Raw genomic sequence first — 24256 nt, 5'->3', positions numbered from 1 at the left:
CGAACACCTTAAAATAAAAATGGGTTAAAGCAGCATTAACCATTTTTAACCCAGAGAAACTCTATTTTAAAAGAATTCCCATGTTTTTACACAAACATTCCTATCTTGTAAAAAAACTAGAAACGCTTGACAAACAGGGAATTACTGAAAAATAGACATTTATCCCATATTGACATTTTATAATGCTACCACAATCAAATATTCACGTCAAGAAAAGTTTTCTAATGATTGTCGCTTGACTATTTGATTGCCCGAAAAATGCAGTATCCTTTTTCCCGATCCACTTCTATTACTTCACGGTAAGTCTCTTGCAGCTTCTTCAAAGCAGATGGAGCGCCTTGCTTTTTCTGAATAACGACCCACAACTCTCCACCTTCAACAAGCAGCCCGTGTCCTTCTGTAAAAATGCGATGAACAATTTCCTTACCCGCCCGAATTGGCGGATTGGTCAAAATGACATCGTACTTCTCGCCTTGTACGGCACTGTACACATCACTGACCCGCACTTCCACATTTTTGATCCCGTTTCTTTCAGCATTCCGACGAGCCAGGTCAACCGCACGCTCATTCACGTCGATCATCGTCACCCGCCCCTGATCCGCAAGCATCGCAGCCGTCAAGCCGATCGGCCCGTAGCCGCAGCCGACATCGAGCACACGGGCGTGGCGATCCATCTCCATGTTTTCGATGAGCAATACACTTCCAAAGTCAATCCGGTCCCGGGAAAAAACGCCTGCATCCGTAATGAAGCGCAGCTCCTTCCCGCGCAGCACAAACGAAAACTGCTGCTCGTCATGCGCCGCCCCCGGCCGATTGGTGTAATAGTGATCTGCCACGTGTGATTCACCCTTCCTTCGATTGGAAAACACTCGCCGTCCCCCTACAGAAAAACCCCCTGCCGCAGGCAAGGGGAATTTCTAAAGAAAGCTAACTTACTTCACTTCTACTTGTGCGCCAGCTTCTTCGAGTTTTGCTTTGAGAGATTCTGCTTCCTCTTTGGAAACGCCCTCTTTGAGTGTTTTTGGAGCGTTGTCTACCAGGTCTTTTGCTTCTTTCAGACCCAGACCAGTCAGCTCGCGAACAACTTTGATAACGTTGATTTTGGAAGCGCCGCCGCTTACCAGAGTTACAGTGAATTCAGTTTGCTCAGCAGCAGCTTCAGCAGCGCCACCAGCAACTACAGCTACAGGAGCAGCAGCAGTTACGCCGAATTCTTCTTCGATTGCTTTTACCAGATCGTTCAGTTCGAGAACGGACATGCCTTTAATGGCTTCCAAGATTTGCTCTTTAGACATTATGAAATCCTCCATTCATATAAATAGTATTGTGTAAGGCTTAACCGATCAGACGATTACGCGCCTTGACCTTCTTTTTGCTCTGCCACTGCTTTGACTGCCAGTGCAACGTTGCGCATTGGAGCTTGCAGGACGGAGAGCAGCATGGACAAGAGACCTTCGCGGGAAGGAAGAGTTGCCAGTGCTTTGATTTGATCTGCACCAACTACTTTGCCTTCGATCACGCCACCCTTGATTTCCAGCTGTTCGTTTTTCTTCGCGAATTCAGCGATGATTTTTGCTGGAGCAACAGCATCGTCTTTGGAGAACGCCAGAGCGTTCGGGCCAGTCAGATATTGATCCAGTTCAGTCAAGCTTTCTTTCGCAGTAGCCAGACGAGTCAGGGAGTTTTTCAACACCTGGAACTCAACACCAGCTTCACGCAGCTGTTTGCGGAGCTCGGTAACTTGGGCTACAGTCAGACCGCGGTAGTCAGCCACCACTGTGGTTTGGCTCTCGCGGAGCTTGGTTGCGATTTCGTTGATTGCTTGTACCTTTTCTTCACGAATAACGGTTGGACGAATTTCTGCCATTGTTTACACCTCCCGTGCTCTAATCCTGGAAAATGAAGAATGCCCTCGCAGACATCACGAGGGCATAATGCTCTATCGTCAAAGGAAATGACCATTTCCTCTTTCGTACATTACACGCCTCGGAGGGATATTAAGCGTTACTCTTGCAAGTACCGCACCTTCTGTCTACGGCATATTCTTTTCATCAACAGGAACTATCTTAACAACTCCCCAAAGGGAAGTCAAGCGTCATTATTTTACAGCTACGCGTACACCAGGGCCCATTGTGGAGCTCAGGGTTACATTTTTCATGTAAACGCCTTTTGCCGCAGCTGGTTTCGCACGGTTCAGTGCTTCCGTCAGAGCAGCCAGGTTTTCAGCCAGCTTGTCAGCGTCGAAGGACACTTTACCGATTGGAGCGTGGATGTTACCTGCCTTGTCTACGCGATACTCGATTTTACCTGCTTTGATTTCGTTAACCGCTTTTGTTACGTCAAAAGTAACTGTACCGGTTTTCGGGTTTGGCATCAGGCCTTTTGGACCGAGTACACGACCCAATTTACCTACTTCACCCATCATGTCAGGAGTAGCTACTACGACGTCAAAGTCGAACCAGCCACCTTGAATTTTCGCGATCATGTCTGCATCGCCCACGAAGTCAGCGCCAGCAGCTTCTGCTTCTTTTGCTTTTTCGCCTTTAGCGAATACAAGAACGCGTTGTACTTTACCAGTACCGTGTGGCAGCACTACAGCGCCACGGATTTGTTGGTCAGCACGCTTAGGATCTACGCCCAGACGGAATGCTGCTTCAACGGTTTCGTCGAATTTGGCAGTAGCTGCTTTTTTCACCAGCTCAATGCCTTCAACTACTTCGTACACTTTGTTTTTATCAACGAGCTTTGCAGCCTCTTGATACTTCTTGCCTTTTTTAGCCATGAATAATAATCTCCCTTCAATGTGGTCGTAGCGGTTAATCCTCCCACAGACAGGGGGGCACAATGTCTGTGCCCCCTTGCACCCAAGACAATTAGTCTTCGATTACGATACCCATGGAACGAGCAGTACCTTCCACCATGCGCATAGCCGCTTCTACGGATGCAGCATTCAGGTCAGGACGCTTCAGTTCAGCGATTTCGCGAACTTTATCACGTTTCAGCGTAGCAACTTTTGTTTTGTTTGGTACGCCGGAACCGGACTCGATACCAGCAGCTTTCTTCAGCAGAACAGCAGCTGGAGGAGTTTTGGTGATAAAGGTGAAAGAGCGGTCTTCATATACGGTGATTTCCACCGGAATAATCATACCTGCTTCGCTCTCTGTACGAGCATTGAATTCTTTACAGAACCCCATGATGTTTACACCAGCTTGACCGAGAGCCGGACCTACTGGAGGTGCAGGATTCGCTTTACCTGCTGGGATTTGTAATTTAATTACGCGGATAACCTTCTTAGCCACGTAAGACACCTCCTTACTTCACATGTGGTTATTACGGGGGAATGCCCCCTCCCACCGTCTTATGAAAGTCTCGCAAAAGACTTTCGATCTATAGTGAGAGTGCAAGAAACCCCAGATATTGTTGTGGGATTGTTAAAACAAAATGAAATGTACCACATAGCGCGATACTTTTCAAGTTGAATCCTAATCCAATTTTTGAACTTGTGTAAAGTCTAGCTCTACCGGTGTTTCGCGACCGAAGATGTCCACCAATACGCGAACCTTCTGTCTGTCGGGGTGAATCTCGATAATCTCCCCGGTGCGATTCGAAAAGGGACCATCTGTGACGCGCACCATATCGCGGAGAGCAAAATCGACTCTGATCTTGGGAATTTCGATCCCCATCTGCTTGAGAATCGCATCGGCCTCTTCAGGACGCAGCGCTGTCGGCTTGGAGCCAGCGCCCGTGGATCCGACAAAGCCGGTAACCCCAGGAGTGTTACGCACGACATACCAAGAGTCGTCCGTCATCACCATTTCAACAAGGACGTATCCAGGGAACACTTTTTTCGTGACGGTGCGCTTTTTGCCATCCTTGGTCTCCACTTCTTCTTCAGTGGGAACGAGAACGCGAAAGATCTTGTCTTCCATGCCCATCGACTCGACGCGTTTCTCCAGATTCGTCTTGACCTTGTTTTCGTAACCTGAGTACGTATGAACGACATACCATGCTTTTTCCATATCCACCAGGACGTTAACCGTCCGTCCCTCCTAAGACTTGCAAAATTACGTTCCTAGAATCAAATCGATCAAGCGCGAGATTCCCAAATCAACGACGAAGAAGAATATCGCCAGAAGCACAACCGTAACGAGAACAACGATTGTATAGGTCGTCAACTCCTTACGATTCGGCCAACGGACTTTCTTTAGTTCGGACATTACGTCGCCAAAGAATTCACCGGTGCGGCGAAAACTGGCTCCGATTCGTGCTAAAAAACCCACTTTGCCACCCCCTGACTTCGTCGCATCAACCATTACTTCGTCTCGCGATGAAGGGTTTGCTTCTTGTCACGGGAGCAATACTTTTTCAGCTCAACACGTTCAGTAGTGGTGCGTTTGTTTTTTGTGGAGATATAGTTACGCTCGCCACACTCGGTGCATGCCAACGTGATGTTTACTCGCATTTATTGCCACCTCCATCTCATTTCAAACCTGCTATTCGTTAAAAGTACCAAATGATAAATAGTACGGGAAAACCGCTACTTTTTCCTGACCATTTCATTCATTAAAGTAACCAAAGAACAGAGAGATAAGAGTCTAAGGCTACCTAAATAAATTTATCACACCGAAATACCCATGTCAAACAAATCGACTTGACAAAAAGAAGGCCTTTTGCTTCCATATTCCGCTGCTTTTGTTATGTACAAAGCTTTCTGCTCCAAGGTGCCCAGAAACAAAAAGAGATTCCCCTGTTCTACAGATGAATCTCTCTTCCTTCCAGATAGCGCTCCAGCTTGCGTTTGACGCGCTGCAAGGCATTATCAATCGATTTGACGTGACGCTTGAGTTCGACGGCAATTTGCTGATAGGACCGTCCATCCAGGTAGAGCATCAGCACCTGCCGCTCCAGGTCACTCAAAATTTCACTCATTTTCCCTTCGATGTCATCAAACTCTTCGCGATTGATGAACAACTCTTCCGGATCAGTTACCTTGGTCCCGGAAATCACATCGAGCAGAGTCCGGTCAGAATCCTCGTCGTAAATCGGCTTGTCCAGCGAGACGTACGAGTTGAGCGGAATGTGCTTTTGCCTGGTCGCCGTCTTGATCGCCGTGATGATTTGGCGAGTAATACAGAGCTCGGCAAACGCCTTGAACGACGTGAGCTTGTCCCCTCGGAAGTCGCGAATGGACTTGTACAGACCGATCATGCCTTCCTGTACGATGTCTTCGCGGTCAGCCCCAATAAGAAAATAGGATCTCGCTTTGGCACGCACAAAGTTCTTGTACTTGTTAATCAAGAATTCCAGAGCTTCGGCATCATTATCGCGAACCAGGTCGACTACTTCTTCGTCGGTCATTAGTTCATATTGGGCATGTTTTAACTCCTTGAGGTCAACACTCACAAATGATCCCTCCGCCAACCGGTTTCTCCATAGCTAGCGCTATTATACATGATGCCGTAAAAAAGCGTCAACCGAATCCAAGTTATTCCCTTCTCCATTTTTCGAATATTTTCGCTATTTCGTCATCCAATACAATCCGTTTGGAGAATCGTTTTTCGTGTGTTTTTTCGACTTGTTGCTTGATTTCTTTGCCTGCATTTTCCATATCAAGCAGCAACTCCCGCGCTGATTTGCGCAAGGCTCCCTGTCCAAAAATGACGCGCTGGGACGTATAATCCGAGGTCGCTACATAAATTTGTCGATTTTTTTGGTGAAATTCGGAGACAAGCTGCTCAATTTTTTCGTCAGCCGTCTCCTTTTTCTTCGTGAAATAGATTTCCACCAGATAGTCTTCCATTTGCCGACCGATGCCCGGAACGTTATACGCGTCGAACACGATAATGACTTTTGTTCCGGTGTAGCTTTGATACTCCGCCATTTTGGAGATCAACAGATCGCGGGCCTCGTCCATCCGCTCCTGCTCCTTCAAAATGCGCAACTCAGGCCAGGCCCCGATGATATTGTAGCCGTCCACGATCAAGAGCTGCTTGGCTTTTCTTTTTGCCATCTCACTTCACCCGCGTCGAAAGAGGGCTCCTGGAGCGGTATACTTCATACATCAGCAAAGCAGCGGCCACCGACGCATTCAGGGAGGTTACGTTGCCGACCATGGGGAGGCTGTAGAGAAAATCACAGTTTTCCCGCACAAGACGGCTCATTCCTTTGCCTTCACTGCCGATGACGACGGCGAGCGGCATTGTGTAATCGCCCTCGCGGAAGTCCTGCTTGGCGCTGGCGTCCGTTCCCGCGATCCACACTCCGCGCTGCTTCAGCTCCTCCATCGTGCGCACCAGATTGGTGACACGCGCGACCGGCACATAGTTGATCGCTCCGGCAGACGCCTTCGCCACTGTCGCAGTCAGGCTGACAGAGCGGCGCTTCGGAATGACGATGCCATGTGCTCCCACTGCATCTGCGGTACGCATGATCGAGCCCAGATTATGCGGGTCTTCCAACTCGTCCAGCAGCAAAAGAAACGGCTGCTCGCCTTTTTCCTCGGCGCGCCGCAAAATGTCGTCCACTTCCACGTAATCGTAAGCCGCGACAGAAGCCACTACGCCCTGATGGTTGTCGGTCGACACCAGTTGGTCCAGCTTTTTGCGGTTGGCGGTAGTCACAATGACGCCCTGCTCTTTTGCCAAGGCAAAAACAGGTGCCATCAAGTTTTTGTTGGTCCCTTCCGCAATCCAGATCTTGTTGATCGTGCGCCCGGAACGCAGCGCCTCGATCACGGGGTTTTTCCCCAAAATCCACTCTTCACTCATGCTTTACTCTCCTTCCACAATCGCAAACGCCTGTTGCACAATTTCTGCGATCCGCTCTTCTTTTCCGCACAAATACAAGTATCCAATCAACGCTTCAAAAGCCGTAGCATGCCTGTAGTCGATAATATCAGCATTTTTGGCCGTGGAGCCGGACTTGGCATTCCGCCCCCGTTTTACCACATTCAGCTCTTCCTCCGGCAATGTCGGCATCAGCGCGAGCAGCACGTTGGCCTGTGCTTTGGCTGAAACGTAACGATTGGCCGCCTTGTGGAGCTGGTTAGGTTTAACCAGCCCCTTGGCGATCAGATGGTACCGCACGCAATGCGCATAGGTAGCATCGCCCAGAAAGGCGAGCACGAGTGGATTGGTCAGGTTCGGATCTCGGGTCAGTTCTTCTTTTTGCATCTAACTTCTTTAGCCCCTTATTTTCGGCGCCAGCGAACACCTTGTGGCGTGTCCTCCAGCACGATTCCTTTTGCCGCGAGCAGGTCGCGGATTTCGTCCGAGCGGGCAAAGTTCTTCGCTTTGCGCGCCTCTGTGCGCTCCTGGATCAGCGTTTCGATTTCACTGTCCACCAGCTCTTGTTCCTCGGCAATCTCAAGTCCGAGAACTTCTGTCAATTCCACGAGCAACTCCATGTAGGCGCGAACCTCTTTTGCCCCTACATTTTGGTGGCGCAAATACAGGTTCGCTTCCTTGACCACGTCGAAAATCACTGTGATGGCATTGGCTGTATTGATGTCGTCGTCCATTTCGGTGATGAACCGTTCTCGCAGTTCATTGATGATGCGCTGCTGTTCTTCCGCCTGGCCGTTCGGCTCTTCGTCTCTTGCCGTATCCAGACGATGGGAGAGGTTCGTGTAAGCCGTTTTGATGCGTTCCAGGCCGTTTGCCGCCTGCTCCAGCAGTTCTTCGCTGAAGTTGATCGGGTTGCGGTAGTGGCCTTGCAGCATGAAGAAACGGATCAACTGACCGCCAAATTTTTTACAGAGATCGCGAGCGAGCAAAAAGTTTCCGAGGGATTTCGACATTTTCTCGTTGTCGATATTGAGCATCCCGTTGTGCAGCCAGTAGCGGGCAAACACTTTTCCGGTAAAGCACTCGGACTGCGCGATCTCGTTTTCGTGGTGCGGGAACACCAGGTCAGATCCGCCCGCATGAATGTCGATTTCCTCGCCCAAAAATTTCAGGGCCATCGCCGAACATTCGATATGCCAGCCCGGTCTGCCCTCGCCCCACGGGCTGCTCCAGGTTACTTCGCCTTCCTTCGCAGCCTTCCAGAGCGCGAAGTCGAGCGGGTGTTCTTTTTTCTCGTTGATCTCGACGCGCGCGCCCGCCTGCAGATCGTCCAGCGGCTGGTGCGAGAGCTTGCCGTATTCCTGAAAACGTCCCGTGCGGAAATAGACGTCGCCCTCGCTTTCGTACGCGTAGCCTTTTTCAATCAGCCCTTCCACGAACGAGATGATCTCCGGAATCGTCTGCATGACGCGCGGCTGAATGTCAGGCGGCAGCACGTTCAGCGCACGCAGGTCCTCGTTGTACGCGTCAGTGTAGCGGTCTGCCACTTCCTTGACCGTCGTTTTTTCCTGATTCGCCACGCGAATCAGCTTGTCGTCCACATCCGTGATGTTTTGCACGAACGTCACTTCGTAGCCGCGGTATTTCAAGTAACGGCGAAGCGTGTCGAACACAATAGCCGGACGGGCGTTTCCAATGTGAATGTAGTTGTACACGGTCGGGCCACAGACGTACATCTTTACCTTGCCTGGCTCCAATGTGACGAACGGTTCCTTTCGCCGCGTCATCGTATTAGTCAGTTGAATGCCCATGGTTCTTTTTATCCTCCCTCAAAAGCTCCAATTCTTTACGCAATTGATCGATTTCCTTTTGCATCAGACGAATCGAATCTGCAACCGGGTCAGGCATGTTGACGTGGTCCAGATCGTGTTTGATGCGTTTGCCATCCTGGATGACAATGCGCGCTTTAATCCCTACTACGGTCGAATTGGGTGGCACTTCCTGCAACACAACTGCGCCGGCCCCTATCTTTGAATTATCGCCAATTTTGAAAGAACCCAACACTTTTGCACCCGTCGCGATAATGACATCGTTGCCGATGGTGGGATGGCGCTTGCCTTTTTCCTTCCCGGTTCCCCCGAGCGTGACGCCCTGATAGATCGTCACGTTGTCGCCGATTTCACATGTCTCCCCGATGACGACCCCCATGCCGTGGTCGATAAACAAGCCTCTGCCAATGCGCGCCCCTGGATGAATTTCAATCCCGGTGAAAAAGCGTGTAACCTGCGACACAACCCGCGCAAGGGTATACCACTTGGCCTTCCAGAGCTTGTGGGCAATCCGGTGCCCCCATATGGCGTGCAAGCCTGAATAGGTCATGACAACTTCCAATACACTGCGTGCTGCCGGGTCTCTTTCAAATACAGCCTGAATGTCATCTTTCATCTGTGCGAACATAGTTGGGTGGCACCTCCTGCCTGGATTTCCTGCTAATTTTTTGGGTGAAAAAGAAAAACGTCTCCACCCCTTCCATGACGAAGGGACAGAGACGGGGTTTACCGCGGTTCCACTCTGCTTAGATCGTTTTTCATCCGGCTAAAAAAACGGCCAAACGCACGATCTCGCTCTACATCCCGATAACGGTGGGAACCGATGGCACCTACTGATGTCGTTCAAAATCGTCTGACACGTTCAGCTCACTGCTCACAGGCGCATTTCCGAACAGGGCACGCTGGATGGCTCTCACCTTTCCACCCTCTCTGTAAACGTGTATCCTGCCGTACTTCTCCTGATCGTCGCATTCGTTATCTATCACTTGCCCTTTTTACAGGCTATTTTTCATTTGCAAGCACACGCTGGGCGCGCGCCAATACTTTGTCGCGACCAAGCAAATACAACGTCTCCGCCAAGTCGCGGCCGTGCGCTTGACCCGTTGTGCCGACACGCACCGGCATGAACAATGCTTTGCCTTTGTGACCCGTTTCCTTTTGCACGTCCTTCAGCACCGCTTTGATGACATCCACATTATATGCATCCTGGGCTGACAGGTGTTTCACAAAAGAAGCGAGGACTTCGGCAAACTGCGGTTCTTTCAGTACCATTGTCGCTTCTTCATCGTACACCACTTCGTCCAGGAAGAAAAGAGCCGCCAATGGCACGATTTGCGCGCAGTAGGACATTTGCTCCTGATACAGCGCGACAATGCTTCTCACCCAATCCCGCTTCTCGTCAGACAGTGTCTCTTCGATAAAGCCTGCTTTTTGCAGGTGCGGAATACACATGTCGGTAATCAGATCGAGCGGCTGGCGCTTCAGGTAGTAGTTGTTCATCCAGTTCATTTTGGTCGCATCAAATACGGCCGGCGACTTGCTCACGCGCTCCATGGAGAACAGCTTGACCAAATCGTCCATGAGGAAAATTTCTTCCTCGCCGCCTGGCGACCAGCCCAACAGAACGAGGAAGTTCACGATCGCTTCTGGCAGGAAGCCAAGCTCGCGGTATTGCTCGATGAATTGCAAAATGCTTTCATCGCGCTTGGACATTTTTTTGCCGTCCTGGTTGAGAATCAGCGCCAGGTGGGCAAATTGAGGCGGTTCCCAGCCAAAAGCTTCGTAGATCATCAATTGACGCGGTGTGTTGGACAGATGTTCTTCACCGCGAATGACGTGGCTGATTTTCATCAGGTAGTCGTCGATCACAACGGCAAAGTTGTAAGTCGGGATTCCGTCCGGACGGCAGATGACGAAGTCGCCCATTTCGTTGGAGTTGAATGTCACCTGTCCGCGGATCAGGTCGTTGACGACGTATTCGCGGTTATCCGGCACAAGGAAATGAATGGATGGCACGCGGCCTTCCGCTTCGTACTGCGCGCGCTGCTCTTCGGTCACATGGCGATGCTTCTCCAGAATACGCGGAGTCTCTCCACGCGCCAGCTGTTCTTCGCGCTCGGCATCCAGCTCTTCCTTGGTCGCGTAACAGTAGTACGCCTTGCCTTCTGCCAGCAGTTGATCGATATATTTACGGTAAATGTCCAATCTCTCGGTTTGGCGGTATGGGCCGTAGGAGCCGCCCACATCGGTGCCTTCTTCCCATTGGACCCCGAGCCATCTCAGGTTTTTCATTTGCTCTTCATCGGCATTTTCCTTGTTGCGCGTTTGGTCGGTATCCTCGATCCGAACGATGAATGTACCGCCGTGATGTTTGGCAAACAGATAGTTAAAAAGCGCTGTTCGCGCACCGCCGATGTGCAAGTGCCCCGTAGGACTCGGCGCATAACGCGTGCGGATTTCTTTCGCCATTTTTAGCACCATCCTTGTGAATGTAAAAGGCTATGATCCTTCATGAATACGTTTCTAAGGCTCTATGTTACACCTTGCCCCTTTACTTGACAAGCAAGCAGACAGCCTGGGCCGCGATTCCTTCTCCCCTGCCCGTAAAACCGAGTTTTTCCGAAGTCGTCGCCTTCACGTTTACCTGTGAGGCGTCTTCTGCTTCCAGCACACGGGCAATGACTTCGCACATTTGCGGTATGTAAGGAGCCATTTTCGGCGCTTGCGCAATGATCGTCGCATCTACATTGCCCAAGCGATAGCCGCGCTCTTTTGCCAACTTCCACACATGCTCAAGCAGCACCACGCTGTCAGCCCCCTTGAAGGATGGGTCTGTATCCGGGAAATGGCGGCCAATATCGCCTTCGCCAATCGCTCCGAGAATCGCGTCGCTGATGGCATGCAGCAGCACATCGGCGTCAGAATGGCCCAAGAGGCCTTTTTCATACGGAATGGTGACTCCCCCGATAATGCACGGACGGCCTTCCACCAGTTGATGCACATCAAATCCTTGTCCAATACGCATGGATTACTCTCCCCTTCGCTTGCGCATAATTTCTTCTCCGAGCCACAGATCATCCGGCGTCGTAATCTTGATATTCTCATAGCTTCCCTGCATGACGGACACAGGATGCCCCAGCCATTCGACCAGCATCGCATCATCCGTACCGAGCTTGCCCGCTTTTTGTGCTGCCTCATGCGCCTCTTGCAGCAATGACATACGAAAAGCTTGTGGGGTTTGCACCGCCCACAAGCTTTCCCGTGCCGGGGTAGCCTCCACAAGCCCTGTGGCCCCCACCACTTTTATTGTATCCTTGACAGGTACGGCCATGATTGTAGCCTCATCGCGACGCACCTGCCGGATCATGTCGCTGATTTGCTGCTGTGTGACGAAAGGTCGGGCAGCATCGTGAACAAGCACGTAGGTACAGGATGAAGGAAGGGACGCCAGACCGTTTCTGACGCTGTCCTGCCGCTCGGCACCGCCCAAGGTGACGGTTACTTGCAGCTTTTCCGCATCCATCAGGGCAAGCACGTCGGCGTAGTCCGCTTCACTCACGACCAGGACGATCTGGTCGATCTCCTGATGCGTAGCAAAAAGGCGAACGGTGTGAACCAAGATCGGCTCTCCTGCCAGCGGCAACCACAATTTGTTTCGTTGTCCGCCCATTCTTTTGCCGGAACCGGCAGCAACGATCACGACCCCTGTACTCACGTTTTCTTTCCTCTCCCGTCTTGTGCTACTCGCCTTACAGCGCTCTTTCCAGCAGCTTTGGCTTGGCGAAGATCATCCGTCCCGCCGAAGTTTGCAGCACGCTGGTGACCAATACGTCCACGTCGTTGCCGATGAATTCGCGTCCGCCTTCCACGACGATCATCGTGCCGTCGTCGAGATAGGCAACGCCCTGACCGTGCTCCTTGCCGTCTTTGATGACCTGCACGTTCATTTCTTCCCCTGGCAGCACGACCGGTTTCACGGCGTTAGCCAGATCGTTGATATTCAAAACTGCCACGCCTTGCAGCTCACATACTTTGTTCAGGTTGAAGTCGTTGGTGACGACTTTTCCGTTCATGACCTTCGCCAGCTTAATCAGCTTGCTGTCCACTTCGGATACTTCTTCAAAGTCGCCTTCCCAAATTTGTACCTTGACCTTCATTTCCTTCTGAATCTTGTTGAGGATGTCCAGACCACGGCGGCCGCGGTTGCGCTTCAGCACATCCGAAGAATCCGCGATGTGTTGCAACTCCTCCAGGACAAAGCCCGGAATGACCAGCACGCCCTCCAAAAAGCCCGTGCGGCAAATATCTGCAATGCGTCCGTCAATGATGACGCTCGTATCCAAAATCTTGTGCTCGACATTGGTCGCTGCAGCAGCCTGTTCCTTTTTCTTATCCTTGCGTCCAATAGAGAAAACCGACATAATCTCGTCCCGCTTGCGAAACCCTACCTGAAAGCCCAGATAGCCTAGCAACCCGGAAACAACCAGCGGCAACAGATCACCTATAAGCGGAACCGGAATCTTGCTGATGGGCAGGAATAATAAAAAGGCAACAATAAGACCACTAATCAACCCCATCGCTCCGAACATCACGTCAACAATCGGCATTTTGACGAGCGTCTCTTCTCCCCAGCGAACCACCTTCAACACATAGTCCAAAAGCCAATTGGCCAAAAAGAAGAACAGAATGGCACCAAGTACCGCCCCAATATATTGCGCTCCAGCAACTACGCCAAAATTCAACAGCGGGTTGAGCAGCGAAAACAGCTCTGTACCGTATTGGTACCCCAAGCCACCGCCAACCAAGACAAAAAAGATTTTTCCTATGCGGAGTACCATGCCTTCACCTCCTTTTATTAATATAGACAGAAGCCTATGAGTAAAACCCTGTTTCTTTCCAAATAGCGAAATTGCTTCATTCTCGCTTTCCCTCACTATAGCAAAAATGATTTTACCATGTCAAATAGCCAAAAATTTTAACATAGTTGTCATTTCCCCGTCAACATCAAACACCTGTTTCCTTCCCGGGCAAATTGACAGCGGCCAGACTCCCTTCTTATAATGGCAGTAACACATGAGCGAAAATTGTGACGATATGAACAGCTTAAAGCAGAGGTGAACCGATATGGACAACCGAAATGTAGACGACTTTCAAGCGCAAGTATCCGAGCTTTTGATTCGACATCGAAGCGTACTGGACGTCATGTCCAAAGTTCAGGAAACGGCGTCTCGCATCAATCGCTCCCTGACAAAAGCCATCACCGAATGCGGCTGTGTAGAAGTGGTAGCCAAAAAACAAAGCTACGACGCAAGCAAAAGCCTGGAGGAAAACAAGGCTCATCTGGACACTCACTTTAAAGGCCCACTATGCGAACATTGTCGCGACGTAGTCACAGCAGAGCTTGGCAAGAACCTTTTTTACCTGACCGCCTTGTGCAACATTACGGACATCAAGCTGGCGGACGTCTTGGAAAAAGAATCGGCCCGGCTGAATACGCTCGGTGTGTTCAACCTCTCTTAACCCCTCACTCGTATTACGAATGAACCCTCCAAAAAGTTGCATACAAAAGCAAAAAACCCGCAAATCGAAACGCGGGTTTTTTCGTTGCCTGGCTTATTCAAATGGCACAGATTCTTCTTCCTTGTTTTTTCGCTTGCGTAATTTTTTGACGAGAAAGTCAACGTTTTTTTTTATTCCATACAAGGCATAGAAGGCAAGCGGCAGGAAAACAATTTTGGGAAACTGCTGCGGATACTTGATCGCCACCACCACAACAATCGCGATAATGATCGGCGTGATCCAGTAGGCCGATTTGGGAATCCCGACCTTTTTGAAGTTCGGATACTTGACCTTCGACACCATGAGGAAAGCGAGAAGCAGCATGCTGACCGCAAGCAGTACCGGATTGAAAACCTGATGATACAGGGCCAGCGTCGCCAGCACACCACCGGCGGCTGTAATCGGCAGCCCGATGAAATACCCCGGAACTCCGGCCTGGACGTTGAATCGGGCCAGACGGAGCGCGCCGCAGATCGGGAAAATGGCGGTAACGAGAATTCCCAGCAAATCAAAGTGCTGCAGGACAACAACATACATAATGAAAGCCGGAGCTATCCCAAACGTAATGACGTCAGAAAGCGAGTCAAGTTCCTTACCAAATTCGCTTTGCGCATTCAGCATCCGAGCGACGCGTCCGTCCAGCCCGTCTGCCAGCATGCCGATGATGACCGTAATCGCCGCGTAATCAACGTAATGATCGCCTCGAAACGCAAGGATGATTGCCAAGACTCCCAGAAACAAGTTGCTTACGGTTAGCATGTTCGGCAACGATTTCACGAACATAGACTACCTCCTGATTTCTTTTGCAGAGGAGACAGTGTATCCTGTCAAGCTTGCTGTTGCTTTCAAGTCCCCTGGGCAAATGTTGAATAACAAATAATGCCTTTATCCTATTCTACCTCAAATGTGCCTGTCAATGAACACTTGTTCCTGAATCCGTTTCAGGCCCTCCTTGATCGCCCGTGCCCGCACCTCGCCAATCCCTTCCACCTCGTCTAGTTCCTGAATGGTCGCCATCATAATTCTCGGCAAATAATGAAAATGCGCAACCAGATTGGTGATGATGGAAAGCGGCAAGCGGGGAATTTTGTACAAAATCCGGTACCCCCGCGGCGACACCGCCTCTTCCAGCATGCCCACACTTGCGGAAAACCCGAGAACACGCAGGAAAGACCCGAGCTCCAGCACTTCCTCCGAGCTTAGCTTTTTCATATCGCGCAGTACCACCTCTGGAGAATGCGCCGCGTCTTTCGCGTAGTCGCGAATGAGCATGTGTGCTTCTTCCTCAATATTCGAGACAAGCTCCTCCAACTGCATGCTGACGAGCCTGCCTTCTATCCCCAGTTCACATATGTACTTGGAAATCTCCGTCTTGATCCGCAGTACCATCTCAATCCGCTGCAAGACAGATGCGACTTCATGCAAAGTGACCAGCTCTTCGAATTCAAGTGCGCCGAGATTGGTCAAGGTCTGGTCCAGCACCGCCTTGTATTTTTCCAGGGTGGAGACAGCCTGGTTGGCCTTGGCGAGAATGACGCTAATATCGTTCAGCACATAGCGAAAATTTCCTTGGTACAAGGTAATGACATTGCGCCGCTGGGATATGGCGATGACCAAGTAGTTCGTATGGATCGCCGTCCGTTGTGCAGTCCGGTGACGAGTACCTGTTTCGCTGGTGTGAATGGAAGCGGGAGGAAACAGTTGGGTATTGGCGTAAAGGATTCGTTTGGCATCCTCACTTACTATAATCGCCCCATCCATCTTCGCCAATTCATACAAATGTGCAGGAGAAAAATCGCAATTGATCGAAAAGCCGCCATCGACGATTTGCTTCATTTCCGATCCGTAGCCGACAACGATCAGTCCGCCTGTTTTTGCACGCAGAACATTTTCGAGTCCTTCGCGAAGCTGCGTCCCCGGCGCGACCAAACGAAGTACATCACCGAACTGCGGAGTTCTTTTTGGGTTCTCCTGCATATCCCGCCCCTACCTCCTTATCACCTCGTTCAATGCATCCGCGATATTGCTGACGCCGATCACTTGCATATCACCAGGCACATCCAGGCCGCGTATGTTTTTCTCCGGTATAATCACGCGTTTAAAGCCAAGCTTGTGCGCTTCCCGCACGCGCTGTTCAATCCGCGATACGCCTCGCACCTCTCCGGTCAGACCGATCTCCCCGATCACGACGTCATGCGGATTGGTGGGATGGTCGCGGAAGCTGCTGGCGATGCTGACGGCTATCGCCAAATCGACAGCAGGCTCATCCAGGCGGACGCCCCCGGCCACGTTGACATACGCATCCTGGTTTTGCAGCATCATCCCCATGCGCTTTTCCAAAACGGCCATAATCATCGCCACACGCTGGTGATCGACGCCTGTCGCCATTCTCCGCGGCGTGACGAAGCTGGTCGGTGCCACGAGTGCCTGAAGCTCAACCAGGACGGGACGGGTGCCTTCCATGCTGGCTACGACGGTGGAGCCTGCCACACCGAAGGGACGCTCAGCCAAAAAAATTTCAGAGGGGTTGGCAACCTCTTCCAGACCGCGGTCTTTCATCTCGAAAATACCGATTTCGTTTGTCGAGCCGAAACGATTTTTGACAGCGCGCAAAATGCGGAACGTGTTGTGACGCTCCCCTTCAAAATAGAGAACGGCGTCCACCATATGTTCAAGCATACGGGGACCCGCGATCGAGCCTTCTTTGGTCACGTGGCCGACAATAAACGTAGCGATTCCTTTCCCCTTGGCAATCCGCATCAACTGGGCAGTCGCCTCGCGAACCTGCGCGACACTTCCGGCCGCGGACTGCACAGCGGGATGGAAAACGGTTTGGATCGAGTCGATAATCAAAACATGAGGGTCTACTTGATTAATATGCTGCTCAATCAATTCCAAATCATTTTCTGCCAACACAAACATCGGAGGCGTCTGCATGTGCAGCCGATCTGCGCGCAGCTTGATCTGCTTTGCGGACTCCTCCCCGGATACGTACAGCACTTTGGCCCCTTGATGAGCCAGTGCAAAAGAAGTCTGCAGCAGCAGCGTAGACTTGCCGATGCCCGGATCGCCGCCGACCAGGATGAGCGAACCGGGAACAAGCCCTCCCCCGAGCACACGGTTCAATTCACCGATGGTGGTGTCCATGCGCGGCTCTTCTTCGCTGGCTACCTGCGTCAAAGGGATAGCCGACTGGCGCGTACCGCCGCCAAGCCCTTCGTGACGGTGTGCCGCCTTGATTGCCACTTCTTCCACCAATGTATTCCAGCTGTTGCAGCCTGGGCATTTTCCCATCCATTTTGGCGATTCATAGCCACATTCTTGACACGCGTATTTCGTTTTATACTTTGCCATCATCGCACCCTCGCTTGGATTTTCTTCTCTACTTTTATCATAGTTGTACGGCCAAAAAAAGGGGCTGTCCAAAAAGTGTTTTTTCAGCCCGATGACTGAAAAAAGCAAAACCCAAGAATGCTGATTTTACGGCATCCTTGGGTTTTTCGTTTCGGCTTTTTTTACCCAGAAATGGACTTTCTGGACAGCCCCTTCACGCTGCTGTCGCCCAGCTTACGATGTTGTTTTTTCCAGTCGTTTGACGACCAGCTTGCCATCTTCGGCCTCGATGTTGACCGTATCGCCTTTGCTGATGGTGCCTTTGAGCAGTTCTTCCGACAATTTGTCTTCGATGTGGCGCTGAATGGCACGACGCAGTGGACGCGCCCCGTACGCTGGATCGAATCCTTCTTTTGCCAGCAGCTTTTTGGCATCTTCCGTCAAGTAGAAGTCAATGCTTTGTTCTCTCAAACGCTTGCGCAGCTCGTCGGTCATCAGCGATACGATTTGCTCGATGTGCTCCTGCTCCAGGGAGTGGAACACGATGACTTCGTCGATGCGATTCAGGAATTCCGGACGGAAGCTTCTTTTCAGCTCATCCATGACTTTGTCCTTCATATCCTGATATTTTTTCTCGGTATCGTTGGTGGTGAAACCGAGTGTCGTGTTTTTCTTAATCATGCTGGCCCCGACGTTGGAGGTCATGATGACGACGGTGTTGCGGAAGTCTACCGTCCGGCCCTTGGAGTCGGTCAAACGGCCGTCATCGAGAACCTGCAGCAAAATGTTGAACACATCCGGGTGCGCCTTCTCGATCTCATCCAGCAGGATAACGGAGTACGGCTTGCGGCGCACTTTTTCCGTCAACTGGCCGCCTTCGTCAAAGCCGACATACCCTGGAGGAGCGCCTACCAGACGGGCTGTCGAGTGTTTCTCCATGTACTCGGACATGTCGACGCGGATCATGGCGTCCTCGTCTCCAAACAGCGTCTCTGCCACGGCACGAGCCAGTTCGGTTTTCCCTACACCTGTCGGGCCGAGGAAAATAAACGAGCCGATTGGGCGTTTCGGGTCTTTCAGACCGGCACGGGCACGGCGGATTGCACGGGCAATCGATTTGACCGCTTCGTCCTGGCCGATGACGCGATCGTGCAAAATCTCTTCCATTTTCAAAAGGCGCTCTGTTTCCTCTTCCTTCAGCTTCAGGACCGGGATTCCCGTCCAGCTGGCGACGACCGTAGCGATGTCCTCTGGCGTCACTTCCATGTTCAGCTTGCCTTGGCGCTCTTTCCAGTCTTTCTTCGTTTTGTCCAGTTCTTCGCGAAGCTTCTGCTCCTGATCGCGCAGTGCTGCTGCCTCTTCAAACTCCTGCGATTGCACGGCAGCGTCTTTTTCCTTGCGCACCTCTTCCAGACGTCCTTCCAGCTCCTTGAGGTTAGGCGGAACGGTGAAGGACTGCAAACGCACCTTGGACGCCGCCTCGTCCACGAGGTCGATCGCCTTGTCCGGCAGGAAACGATCGGTAATGTAACGGTCAGACAGCTTCACTGCCTGCTCGATGGCTGCATCGGTAATTTTTACGCGGTGATGCGCTTCGTAACGGTCACGCAAGCCATGCAGGATGCGGATCGCGTCCTCTGCCGTCGGCTCATCCACCTGAATCGGTTGGAAACGGCGCTCCAGGGCAGCGTCCTTTTCGATGTATTTGCGGTACTCATCAAGGGTGGTTGCCCCTACGCACTGCAGTTCGCCACGAGCGAGAGCCGGCTTGAGGATGTTGGAGGCGTCAATCGCGCCTTCCGCACCGCCTGCACCGATCAAGGTATGCAACTCGTCGATGAACAGGATGATGTTGCCTGCCTGACGGATTTCATCCATGATTTTTTTCAGGCGGTCTTCGAACTCACCGCGATATTTGGTGCCCGCCACGACGGTTCCCATGTCGAGTGTCATGACGCGCTTGTCACGCAGCGTCTCCGGAATTTCGTTGTTCACGATTTTTTGCGCAAGTCCCTCTGCGATGGCCGTTTTCCCTACACCAGGCTCCCCGATCAATACCGGGTTGTTTTTGGTGCGGCGGCTCAGCACTTGAATCACGCGCTCGATTTCTTTTTGACGGCCGATCACAGGGTCCAGTCCGCCATCGCGTGCGATTGCCGTCAGATCGCGAGCCAAACCGTCCAGAGTCGGCGTATTCGCCGCCGGATTGCCGCCGGAAGGCTGATGCGACGCCATCATTTCCGAGCTGCCCAACAGCTGCAGCACTTGCTGGCGCGCCTTGTTCAGGCTGACGCCGAGATTGTTCATGATTCTCGCGGCGATGCCTTCGCCTTCGCGGATCAAACCGAGCAGAATGTGCTCTGTGCCCACATAGGTATGACCCAGTTTGCGTGCTTCGTCCATGGACAGTTCGATCACTTTTTTGGCGCGAGGTGTATAGTTTGGTGTGTAATTACTGCCGGACTGCTCTGTTCCGCGTCCGATCAACGACTCCACTTCGCTCTGAATTTTGTCGAGGCCAAGTCCGAGCGATTGCAAAGCCTTGGCAGCAATCCCGTCACCTTCCCGAATCAATCCCAGCAGCACATGCTCCGTCCCGATATCTTTATGACCGAGACGCACCGCCTCTTCCAAGGCAAGCGCCAGTACCTTTTGTGCTCGTTCTGTAAAACGTCCAAACATCATATCGCACACCTCCGTATAACCCGTAATTTTCTCTATATGTTCACTTCAGTTGATACCTTATGTTCTGGTCAATCAGACCCGGCCTGTCGCACTTAGTCTCTCCCGAATCAACCGCGCCCTTCTTTCGTCACGCTGGTCTGGCGTCAGCTTTTGTCCTGCATGATGCTGCAAGAACCCCGGCTGCGTCGTCACCAGCAGCTCGTTCATCACCAGAGGCGTTACGCCCGAGATGATGCCCAGGTCAATGCCCAGTCGCACGTCAGAGAGGCGTTGGGCCGCTTCCTTGGACTCCATGGTGCGCGCATACAGCAAAGTTCCGTAAGAACGGAAAATGCGGTCTTCCAACGAGATGCGCGTATGCTCCAGCAAATAAGTACGTGCCACGCGTTCCTGCTCAATGATCTGTCTGGCAACGCCGTAGAGGTTGGAGAGAATATCGGTTTCCGACATTCCGAGCGTAACCTGGTTGGAAAGTTGGAACAGGTTTCCTAGAGCTTCGCTACCTTCCCCGTAAATTCCTCTAACGACCAGACCAACTTGATTAATCGCCTGCAAAATTCTGCTGATCTGCTGCGTCATCACCAATGCAGGCAAATGCAGCATGACAGAGGCGCGAATCCCCGTACCGACGTTGGTCGGACAACTCGTGAGATAACCTCTCGTCTCATCGAATGCGAAGTTCAGGTGTTTCTCAAAAATATCATCAATTTTGGTTCCTATTTCCCATGCCTCATTCAAACGAAACCCTGGCAACAGCACCTGAATCCGAATGTGGTCCTCTTCGTTTACCATAATGCTGACAGACTCGTCGGGACTCAGCAGCACAGCGCCTTTTCGCGATTCCTCCGCCAAATGCGGGCTGATGAGATGCTTCTCCACCAGTACCCGTTTCTCCAGCGGATTGATTTGGTCCATATGGAGAACCTGCAGCGGATGGCGCTTGCGCATGGCTTCAGATTCGCTCACTTCCGTTACCTTTCTGACCACTTCCTCGCCCTGCGAGTCGGTTGCCAATAACGGAAAAGGGTGCTGGCGCAAGTTTCGGGCGATGCGCAGCCGTGTGCTGATGACAATATCGGAATCAGGACCTTCTCCTTTCATCCAATTGCTCCACGGATTTTGCATAAACTGCTTTTGTGACATGACCAGCTTACCTCCCCTTTGTTACGACTTGGCGATTTTTTGTTCCAGCGCGCGGATGCGGTCGCGCATCTCAGCCGCTTTTTCAAATTCCTCGCTGGCGACGTGGTGTTGCAACGCACGTTTTAACTGCTCCAGTTCTTTGCGGATTTTCAACTGCCCTCCAGTGCGTTCCGGAACTTTGCCGATATGTTGGGTATTGCCGTGGATGCGTCGGAACAGCGGATCGAGTCGATCCCCCAGGAAGGTGTAGCAATCGCTGCAGCCAAATCGGCCGCTTTTGCTGAACTGGGCATACGTGAGTCCGCACGTCTCGCAACGGAGCGGTTTGCTGGTCGCAGGCTCGCGTCCGTTTTTTTGCATAGGATCAAATTTTAACAGTCCTGACAGGAGATTGTTGATGCTGAAGTTGTGAAATCCGGTAAAGACGTCCCCTTTTTCGGAAGCACAATGCTCACAAATATGGTATTCGGTTTTTTCACCATTGACGATTTTCGTCAAATGAAGTGTCGCCGGTCGTTTTCCGCATTCTTCACAGTTCATAACATCCTACCCCCTAACACTTGCTTCCGGTTACTTTAACAAGATAGTCGCAATCATCTGCTTTAAAATATTTGCCCGCAAACGATCCCGCAATTCAGACTCCAAAGTCAAAACATTCCGCGAGGTTGCGATTTTCATCAAGGCTGCTTCTCTGGCGTTGACCAGGCCTTCTTCCTGCAGCCTTTCTATAATTGCGTTCCCGACACTCTGCGAGATGCTTTCGCCAATCAGCTCTTCGGTCAGTAATTCCTGCAATCGCGCCTTGCTCACAATCTGTACCTTGCGAATGCGGATATAGCCCCCGCCTCCACGCTTGCTCTCTACAATGTACCCTTTTTGTACCGTAAATCGCGTATTGATGACGTAGTTGATTTGAGACGGCACACATTGAAATAAGTCGGCAAGCTCACTACGCTGGATCTCGATTGAGCCATTGGGGCTTTGTGTCAAAATGCCTTTTAGGTGTTGTTCAATGATGTCCGAGATGTTACGCAAGTCATCGCCTCCTATTCCATATGTGTATGTGCTTGCTACTGACTTTGACTATCTTTGACTTTAATTATAATGGGTTTGCAACGCGCTTGCAAGTGATCGCTACACTTAATATTGTGGGCAAAAGACGGGCGCTTGAACCATCGAAAACGGTTAAAGCGCGACCGTTTTGTCGACGGCATGCGGCACGTTTCGGCTCATGAACTGTCGAGGCGTTTTTTCGTTTGTTTATATTCGTTTATAACAGAAAAAACCACTCCTCGAAAGGAATGGTTTATGTCAGTCTTTGCGATTGGGTGGCGATTGCCGGCAAATGATCCAGTAATTGCGCGAACTGCGTAATGACGACATCTGCCCCATCCAGTTCTCCTGGCTTGGCGAAGCCAAAGTCACATCCGATGGTAAACAGGCCGTTTTTTACGCCGGCCTCTACATCGGAATGGCGGTCGCCTACCATGACCGCCTGTTCCACCTGGTAATCGGCTATGAGCTTGGCTACCAGATCCACTTTGGAACGCGTGCGGAACCGTCCCGCCGAGTACAAGTCCGTCAGCAACGGCTTGAGTGCATACTCCTGGCAAATGGCTTCTATGTATTCCTCCTGTCCGTTGCTTGCGACAAACAGCGAAATCCCCCTGGCATGAAGCTGCTCCAGCGTCTCCCTCACGCCAGGGTACAAATCGGTCACTTTTTCTTTGAGCAAGGCAATTTCGTTTTCCAGCAAAAAAGCATCCGCCGCGCGGACAGCTTCTTCATTTGCGCCTGGCAAAAGCTTTTTCCAGACCTGTTCGACAGTCATTCCAAGCACGTTGACCAATTCTTCCTCGCTTGGCGTCTCGCCTGTCCACAGGCCTTTTTCTCTCAATCGCTCAAATGTCCGCAAAAAAGCGGGCGTCGACAGCTTCTCCGTCTGCAGCAACGTGCCATCCATATCAAAGAAAATGGCAAACGGCGTACTCATGCGCTTCCTCCTGTTAGCCCGTTCTACGAACTTTTGTTAGTGGTTGCTTGCAACATACTCATATCATCCAAAATAAATTCTGCGATGCGCTGGGCGGCATCCGGCTTTGCTATTTTTTGCCCCATCCGTCGCATGTAGTCAACTTTTGACGGGCTGTGCAACAATTCATCGATAAAGTAAATGAGCTGCTCGGACAAATTGGCGTGTACGGCACAGCCGTTGTTTAGCAGGAAGTGGCTGTTTCTCTCTTCCTGTCCCGGCAGCGGGTTGTAAATAATCATGGGCACCCTCTTGCTCATCACTTCAGCAGATGTCAGTCCGCCGGATTTGGTGACGATCAAATCGGCAACCTCCAAATACTCATGGAAGTTGTTAATGAATTTGAGGGGAACTACCTCATGACGATACGTTTTGTTCGTCACTTTTTTGTACAGCTTTTCATTGGTTCCTGTCATTACGAACGTTTTCAGCGGAAGGTTGATGGCTTCCAGTCCATCAAGAACCTTTTCCATCGAACCGAGGCCAAGGCCTCCCCCGGAGAGAATGATGCATTTTTGCTCTGGCGCGAGTTCAAGCCTTTGCCTGATCTCATCGGCATCAAGCGGCATGCGGAACTTGCGCATGATCGGAATCCCCATCGGAATGAACTTCTGGTGATCTTGTCGGTAAATGTCAACCAGGTAGTACAGTTGTTCATGTCCAATGAAGTAATAATTGATATGATGATTAATCCATGAGGGATGGATCGTATAGTCGGTAATGATCGTGTAGATCGGTTCCGTCCAGTCATTTCTGCCCTTCAGCACAGACAGCATACAACTGGCAAAAGGATGCGTAGCAATAAAGGCATCAGGTTGAACGCTGTTAATCAGCTTTTTCAGCTTGTTGGCCAACAGCTTGTTCATCAGGACGTTCATATCAAAAAAGCG

At 51.2% G+C, this 24256-nt stretch carries 28 protein-coding genes and 2 other annotated features (1 of these 30 running past the window's edge); of the genes, 1 reads left to right on the top strand and 27 read right to left on the bottom strand.

What is annotated here, in order from left to right; genetic code table 11:
- Positions 1 to 239 precede the first annotated feature (239 nt).
- The 18 genes from AAFJ72_RS01265 to AAFJ72_RS01180 all read right to left on the bottom strand — a co-directional run bounded on the left by AAFJ72_RS01265 (position 240) and on the right by AAFJ72_RS01180 (position 13452).
- Positions 240 to 836, bottom strand: a complete 597-nt coding sequence (locus AAFJ72_RS01265) for a class I SAM-dependent methyltransferase (protein ID WP_122906786.1) — start codon at positions 834 to 836, stop codon at positions 240 to 242.
- A gap of 96 nt (positions 837 to 932) precedes the next feature.
- Positions 933 to 1295: a 50S ribosomal protein L7/L12 gene (gene rplL / locus AAFJ72_RS01260; protein WP_005828881.1), complete on the bottom strand. Its 363-nt coding sequence runs from the start codon at positions 1293 to 1295 to the stop codon at positions 933 to 935.
- A 56-nt stretch (positions 1296 to 1351) separates the two neighbouring features.
- On the bottom strand, positions 1352 to 1867 hold the full coding sequence (gene rplJ / locus AAFJ72_RS01255; RefSeq protein ID WP_122906787.1) for a 50S ribosomal protein L10: 516 nt from the start codon (positions 1865 to 1867) through the stop codon (positions 1352 to 1354).
- A gap of 24 nt (positions 1868 to 1891) precedes the next feature.
- Positions 1892 to 2056: a sequence feature (ribosomal protein L10 leader region), on the bottom strand.
- 42 nt (positions 2057 to 2098) lie between these two features.
- On the bottom strand, positions 2099 to 2782 hold the full coding sequence (rplA, locus tag AAFJ72_RS01250; RefSeq protein WP_122906788.1) for a 50S ribosomal protein L1: 684 nt from the start codon (positions 2780 to 2782) through the stop codon (positions 2099 to 2101).
- Positions 2783 to 2873: 91 nt separating this feature from the next.
- Positions 2874 to 3299 (bottom strand): 50S ribosomal protein L11, encoded by a 426-nt coding sequence (gene rplK / locus AAFJ72_RS01245; RefSeq protein ID WP_019123553.1) that lies wholly within the window; start codon positions 3297 to 3299, stop codon positions 2874 to 2876.
- A 183-nt stretch (positions 3300 to 3482) separates the two neighbouring features.
- Entirely contained in the window at positions 3483 to 4019 is a 537-nt protein-coding gene (gene nusG, locus AAFJ72_RS01240) for a transcription termination/antitermination protein NusG (protein WP_122906789.1), read from the bottom strand.
- 45 nt (positions 4020 to 4064) lie between these two features.
- The gene (gene secE / locus AAFJ72_RS01235; protein ID WP_122906790.1) at positions 4065 to 4313 is read right to left on the bottom strand and encodes a preprotein translocase subunit SecE; all 249 of its coding nucleotides are present in this window, start codon (positions 4311 to 4313) and stop codon (positions 4065 to 4067) included.
- A complete protein-coding gene (rpmG, locus tag AAFJ72_RS01230; RefSeq protein ID WP_003392018.1) occupies positions 4313 to 4462 on the bottom strand; it encodes a 50S ribosomal protein L33 in 150 nt (49 codons plus the stop codon). Before rpmG ends, secE begins: the two co-directional genes overlap by 1 nt.
- 290 nt (positions 4463 to 4752) lie before the next feature.
- Positions 4753 to 5403: an RNA polymerase sporulation sigma factor SigH gene (sigH, locus tag AAFJ72_RS01225; RefSeq protein ID WP_122906791.1), complete on the bottom strand. Its 651-nt coding sequence runs from the start codon at positions 5401 to 5403 to the stop codon at positions 4753 to 4755.
- Between the two features lie 82 nt (positions 5404 to 5485).
- Positions 5486 to 6010: an NYN domain-containing protein gene (locus AAFJ72_RS01220; protein ID WP_122906792.1), complete on the bottom strand. Its 525-nt coding sequence runs from the start codon at positions 6008 to 6010 to the stop codon at positions 5486 to 5488.
- 1 nt (position 6011) lies between these two features.
- Complete coding sequence (gene rlmB, locus AAFJ72_RS01215; RefSeq protein ID WP_122906793.1) at positions 6012 to 6767, bottom strand: 23S rRNA (guanosine(2251)-2'-O)-methyltransferase RlmB; 756 nt, start codon at positions 6765 to 6767, stop codon at positions 6012 to 6014.
- Positions 6768 to 6770: 3 nt separating this feature from the next.
- Positions 6771 to 7172 (bottom strand): Mini-ribonuclease 3, encoded by a 402-nt coding sequence (locus tag AAFJ72_RS01210; RefSeq protein ID WP_005828899.1) that lies wholly within the window; start codon positions 7170 to 7172, stop codon positions 6771 to 6773.
- A 17-nt stretch (positions 7173 to 7189) separates the two neighbouring features.
- A complete protein-coding gene (cysS, locus tag AAFJ72_RS01205) occupies positions 7190 to 8596 on the bottom strand; it encodes a cysteine--tRNA ligase (RefSeq protein ID WP_432775785.1) in 1407 nt (468 codons plus the stop codon).
- Positions 8577 to 9242, bottom strand: coding sequence for a serine O-acetyltransferase (gene cysE / locus AAFJ72_RS01200; protein WP_432775784.1), 666 nt, complete (start codon positions 9240 to 9242; stop codon positions 8577 to 8579). Before cysE ends, cysS begins: the two co-directional genes overlap by 20 nt.
- An 84-nt stretch (positions 9243 to 9326) precedes the next feature.
- Positions 9327 to 9590, bottom strand: a binding site (T-box leader).
- Between the two features lie 26 nt (positions 9591 to 9616).
- On the bottom strand, positions 9617 to 11083 hold the full coding sequence (gene gltX, locus AAFJ72_RS01195; protein ID WP_122906796.1) for a glutamate--tRNA ligase: 1467 nt from the start codon (positions 11081 to 11083) through the stop codon (positions 9617 to 9619).
- An 82-nt stretch (positions 11084 to 11165) separates the two neighbouring features.
- Positions 11166 to 11639, bottom strand: a complete 474-nt coding sequence (gene ispF / locus AAFJ72_RS01190; protein ID WP_432775783.1) for a 2-C-methyl-D-erythritol 2,4-cyclodiphosphate synthase — start codon at positions 11637 to 11639, stop codon at positions 11166 to 11168.
- Between the two features lie 3 nt (positions 11640 to 11642).
- Positions 11643 to 12329, bottom strand: a complete 687-nt coding sequence (gene ispD / locus AAFJ72_RS01185) for a 2-C-methyl-D-erythritol 4-phosphate cytidylyltransferase (protein WP_432775782.1) — start codon at positions 12327 to 12329, stop codon at positions 11643 to 11645.
- 34 nt (positions 12330 to 12363) lie between these two features.
- The gene (locus AAFJ72_RS01180) at positions 12364 to 13452 is read right to left on the bottom strand and encodes a PIN/TRAM domain-containing protein (RefSeq protein ID WP_432775781.1); all 1089 of its coding nucleotides are present in this window, start codon (positions 13450 to 13452) and stop codon (positions 12364 to 12366) included.
- Between the two features lie 286 nt (positions 13453 to 13738).
- On the opposite strand from AAFJ72_RS01180, the gene AAFJ72_RS01175 reads away from it, so the two are divergent.
- Positions 13739 to 14134: a DUF1573 domain-containing protein gene (locus AAFJ72_RS01175; RefSeq protein WP_122906799.1), complete on the top strand. Its 396-nt coding sequence runs from the start codon at positions 13739 to 13741 to the stop codon at positions 14132 to 14134.
- A gap of 93 nt (positions 14135 to 14227) precedes the next feature.
- Here AAFJ72_RS01175 and pssA read toward each other — a convergent pair whose 3' ends face one another.
- The 9 genes from pssA to AAFJ72_RS01130 all read right to left on the bottom strand — a co-directional run.
- Positions 14228 to 14956, bottom strand: coding sequence for a CDP-diacylglycerol--serine O-phosphatidyltransferase (gene pssA, locus AAFJ72_RS01170; RefSeq protein WP_122906800.1), 729 nt, complete (start codon positions 14954 to 14956; stop codon positions 14228 to 14230).
- Between the two features lie 117 nt (positions 14957 to 15073).
- Positions 15074 to 16150: a DNA integrity scanning diadenylate cyclase DisA gene (gene disA, locus AAFJ72_RS01165; protein WP_432775780.1), complete on the bottom strand. Its 1077-nt coding sequence runs from the start codon at positions 16148 to 16150 to the stop codon at positions 15074 to 15076.
- A 9-nt stretch (positions 16151 to 16159) separates the two neighbouring features.
- Positions 16160 to 17527: a DNA repair protein RadA gene (gene radA / locus AAFJ72_RS01160; RefSeq protein ID WP_432777131.1), complete on the bottom strand. Its 1368-nt coding sequence runs from the start codon at positions 17525 to 17527 to the stop codon at positions 16160 to 16162.
- 213 nt (positions 17528 to 17740) lie between these two features.
- On the bottom strand, positions 17741 to 20191 hold the full coding sequence (locus AAFJ72_RS01155; protein WP_432775779.1) for an ATP-dependent Clp protease ATP-binding subunit: 2451 nt from the start codon (positions 20189 to 20191) through the stop codon (positions 17741 to 17743).
- Between the two features lie 72 nt (positions 20192 to 20263).
- Positions 20264 to 21334, bottom strand: a complete 1071-nt coding sequence (locus tag AAFJ72_RS01150; RefSeq protein ID WP_122906804.1) for a protein arginine kinase — start codon at positions 21332 to 21334, stop codon at positions 20264 to 20266.
- A gap of 21 nt (positions 21335 to 21355) precedes the next feature.
- On the bottom strand, positions 21356 to 21874 hold the full coding sequence (locus AAFJ72_RS01145) for a UvrB/UvrC motif-containing protein (RefSeq protein WP_122906805.1): 519 nt from the start codon (positions 21872 to 21874) through the stop codon (positions 21356 to 21358).
- A 30-nt stretch (positions 21875 to 21904) separates the two neighbouring features.
- Positions 21905 to 22369: a CtsR family transcriptional regulator gene (locus tag AAFJ72_RS01140; RefSeq protein ID WP_122906806.1), complete on the bottom strand. Its 465-nt coding sequence runs from the start codon at positions 22367 to 22369 to the stop codon at positions 21905 to 21907.
- A gap of 271 nt (positions 22370 to 22640) precedes the next feature.
- Complete coding sequence (locus tag AAFJ72_RS01135; RefSeq protein WP_432775778.1) at positions 22641 to 23327, bottom strand: HAD family hydrolase; 687 nt, start codon at positions 23325 to 23327, stop codon at positions 22641 to 22643.
- Positions 23328 to 23350: 23 nt separating this feature from the next.
- Positions 23351 to 24256 carry the 3' portion of an MGDG synthase family glycosyltransferase gene (locus AAFJ72_RS01130; protein ID WP_432775777.1) on the bottom strand. 225 nt of this gene lie beyond the right edge of the window, so the window shows 906 of its 1131 coding nt (coding positions 226-1131); its start codon lies beyond the right edge, outside the window; its stop codon occupies positions 23351 to 23353.

This window comes from Brevibacillus gelatini (assembly GCF_050920745.1).
Classification (GTDB): domain Bacteria; phylum Bacillota; class Bacilli; order Brevibacillales; family Brevibacillaceae; genus Brevibacillus; species Brevibacillus gelatini.
Note: the sequence above shows the minus strand (reverse complement) of the source record. Positions and strands in the feature narration are given on the sequence as shown.

Excerpts from the sequence above, each read along its gene's own strand:
- rplJ (WP_122906787.1), bottom strand. The coding sequence starts at position 1,867 with ATGGCAGAAATTCGTCCAACCGTTATTCGTGAAGAAAAGGTACAAGCA.
- AAFJ72_RS01220 (WP_122906792.1), bottom strand. The coding sequence starts at position 6,010 with ATGGCAAAAAGAAAAGCCAAGCAGCTCTTGATCGTGGACGGCTACAAT.
- nusG (WP_122906789.1), bottom strand. The coding sequence starts at position 4,019 with ATGGAAAAAGCATGGTATGTCGTTCATACGTACTCAGGTTACGAAAAC.
- AAFJ72_RS01155 (WP_432775779.1), bottom strand. The coding sequence starts at position 20,191 with ATGATGTTTGGACGTTTTACAGAACGAGCACAAAAGGTACTGGCGCTT.
- secE (WP_122906790.1), bottom strand. The coding sequence starts at position 4,313 with ATGGTTGATGCGACGAAGTCAGGGGGTGGCAAAGTGGGTTTTTTAGCA.
- rplA (WP_122906788.1), bottom strand. The coding sequence starts at position 2,782 with ATGGCTAAAAAAGGCAAGAAGTATCAAGAGGCTGCAAAGCTCGTTGAT.
- AAFJ72_RS01175 (WP_122906799.1), top strand. The coding sequence starts at position 13,739 with ATGGACAACCGAAATGTAGACGACTTTCAAGCGCAAGTATCCGAGCTT.
- rplL (WP_005828881.1), bottom strand. The coding sequence starts at position 1,295 with ATGTCTAAAGAGCAAATCTTGGAAGCCATTAAAGGCATGTCCGTTCTC.
- rlmB (WP_122906793.1), bottom strand. The coding sequence starts at position 6,767 with ATGAGTGAAGAGTGGATTTTGGGGAAAAACCCCGTGATCGAGGCGCTG.
- AAFJ72_RS01150 (WP_122906804.1), bottom strand. The coding sequence starts at position 21,334 with ATGTCACAAAAGCAGTTTATGCAAAATCCGTGGAGCAATTGGATGAAA.
- cysS (WP_432775785.1), bottom strand. The coding sequence starts at position 8,596 with ATGGGCATTCAACTGACTAATACGATGACGCGGCGAAAGGAACCGTTC.
- radA (WP_432777131.1), bottom strand. The coding sequence starts at position 17,527 with ATGGCAAAGTATAAAACGAAATACGCGTGTCAAGAATGTGGCTATGAA.
- gltX (WP_122906796.1), bottom strand. The coding sequence starts at position 11,083 with ATGGCGAAAGAAATCCGCACGCGTTATGCGCCGAGTCCTACGGGGCAC.
- AAFJ72_RS01135 (WP_432775778.1), bottom strand. The coding sequence starts at position 23,327 with ATGAGTACGCCGTTTGCCATTTTCTTTGATATGGATGGCACGTTGCTG.
- disA (WP_432775780.1), bottom strand. The coding sequence starts at position 16,150 with ATGCAGGAGAACCCAAAAAGAACTCCGCAGTTCGGTGATGTACTTCGT.
- cysE (WP_432775784.1), bottom strand. The coding sequence starts at position 9,242 with ATGTTCGCACAGATGAAAGATGACATTCAGGCTGTATTTGAAAGAGAC.
- rpmG (WP_003392018.1), bottom strand. The coding sequence starts at position 4,462 with ATGCGAGTAAACATCACGTTGGCATGCACCGAGTGTGGCGAGCGTAAC.
- AAFJ72_RS01180 (WP_432775781.1), bottom strand. The coding sequence starts at position 13,452 with ATGGTACTCCGCATAGGAAAAATCTTTTTTGTCTTGGTTGGCGGTGGC.
- AAFJ72_RS01210 (WP_005828899.1), bottom strand. The coding sequence starts at position 7,172 with ATGCAAAAAGAAGAACTGACCCGAGATCCGAACCTGACCAATCCACTC.
- pssA (WP_122906800.1), bottom strand. The coding sequence starts at position 14,956 with ATGTTCGTGAAATCGTTGCCGAACATGCTAACCGTAAGCAACTTGTTT.
- ispF (WP_432775783.1), bottom strand. The coding sequence starts at position 11,639 with ATGCGTATTGGACAAGGATTTGATGTGCATCAACTGGTGGAAGGCCGT.
- AAFJ72_RS01145 (WP_122906805.1), bottom strand. The coding sequence starts at position 21,874 with ATGAACTGTGAAGAATGCGGAAAACGACCGGCGACACTTCATTTGACG.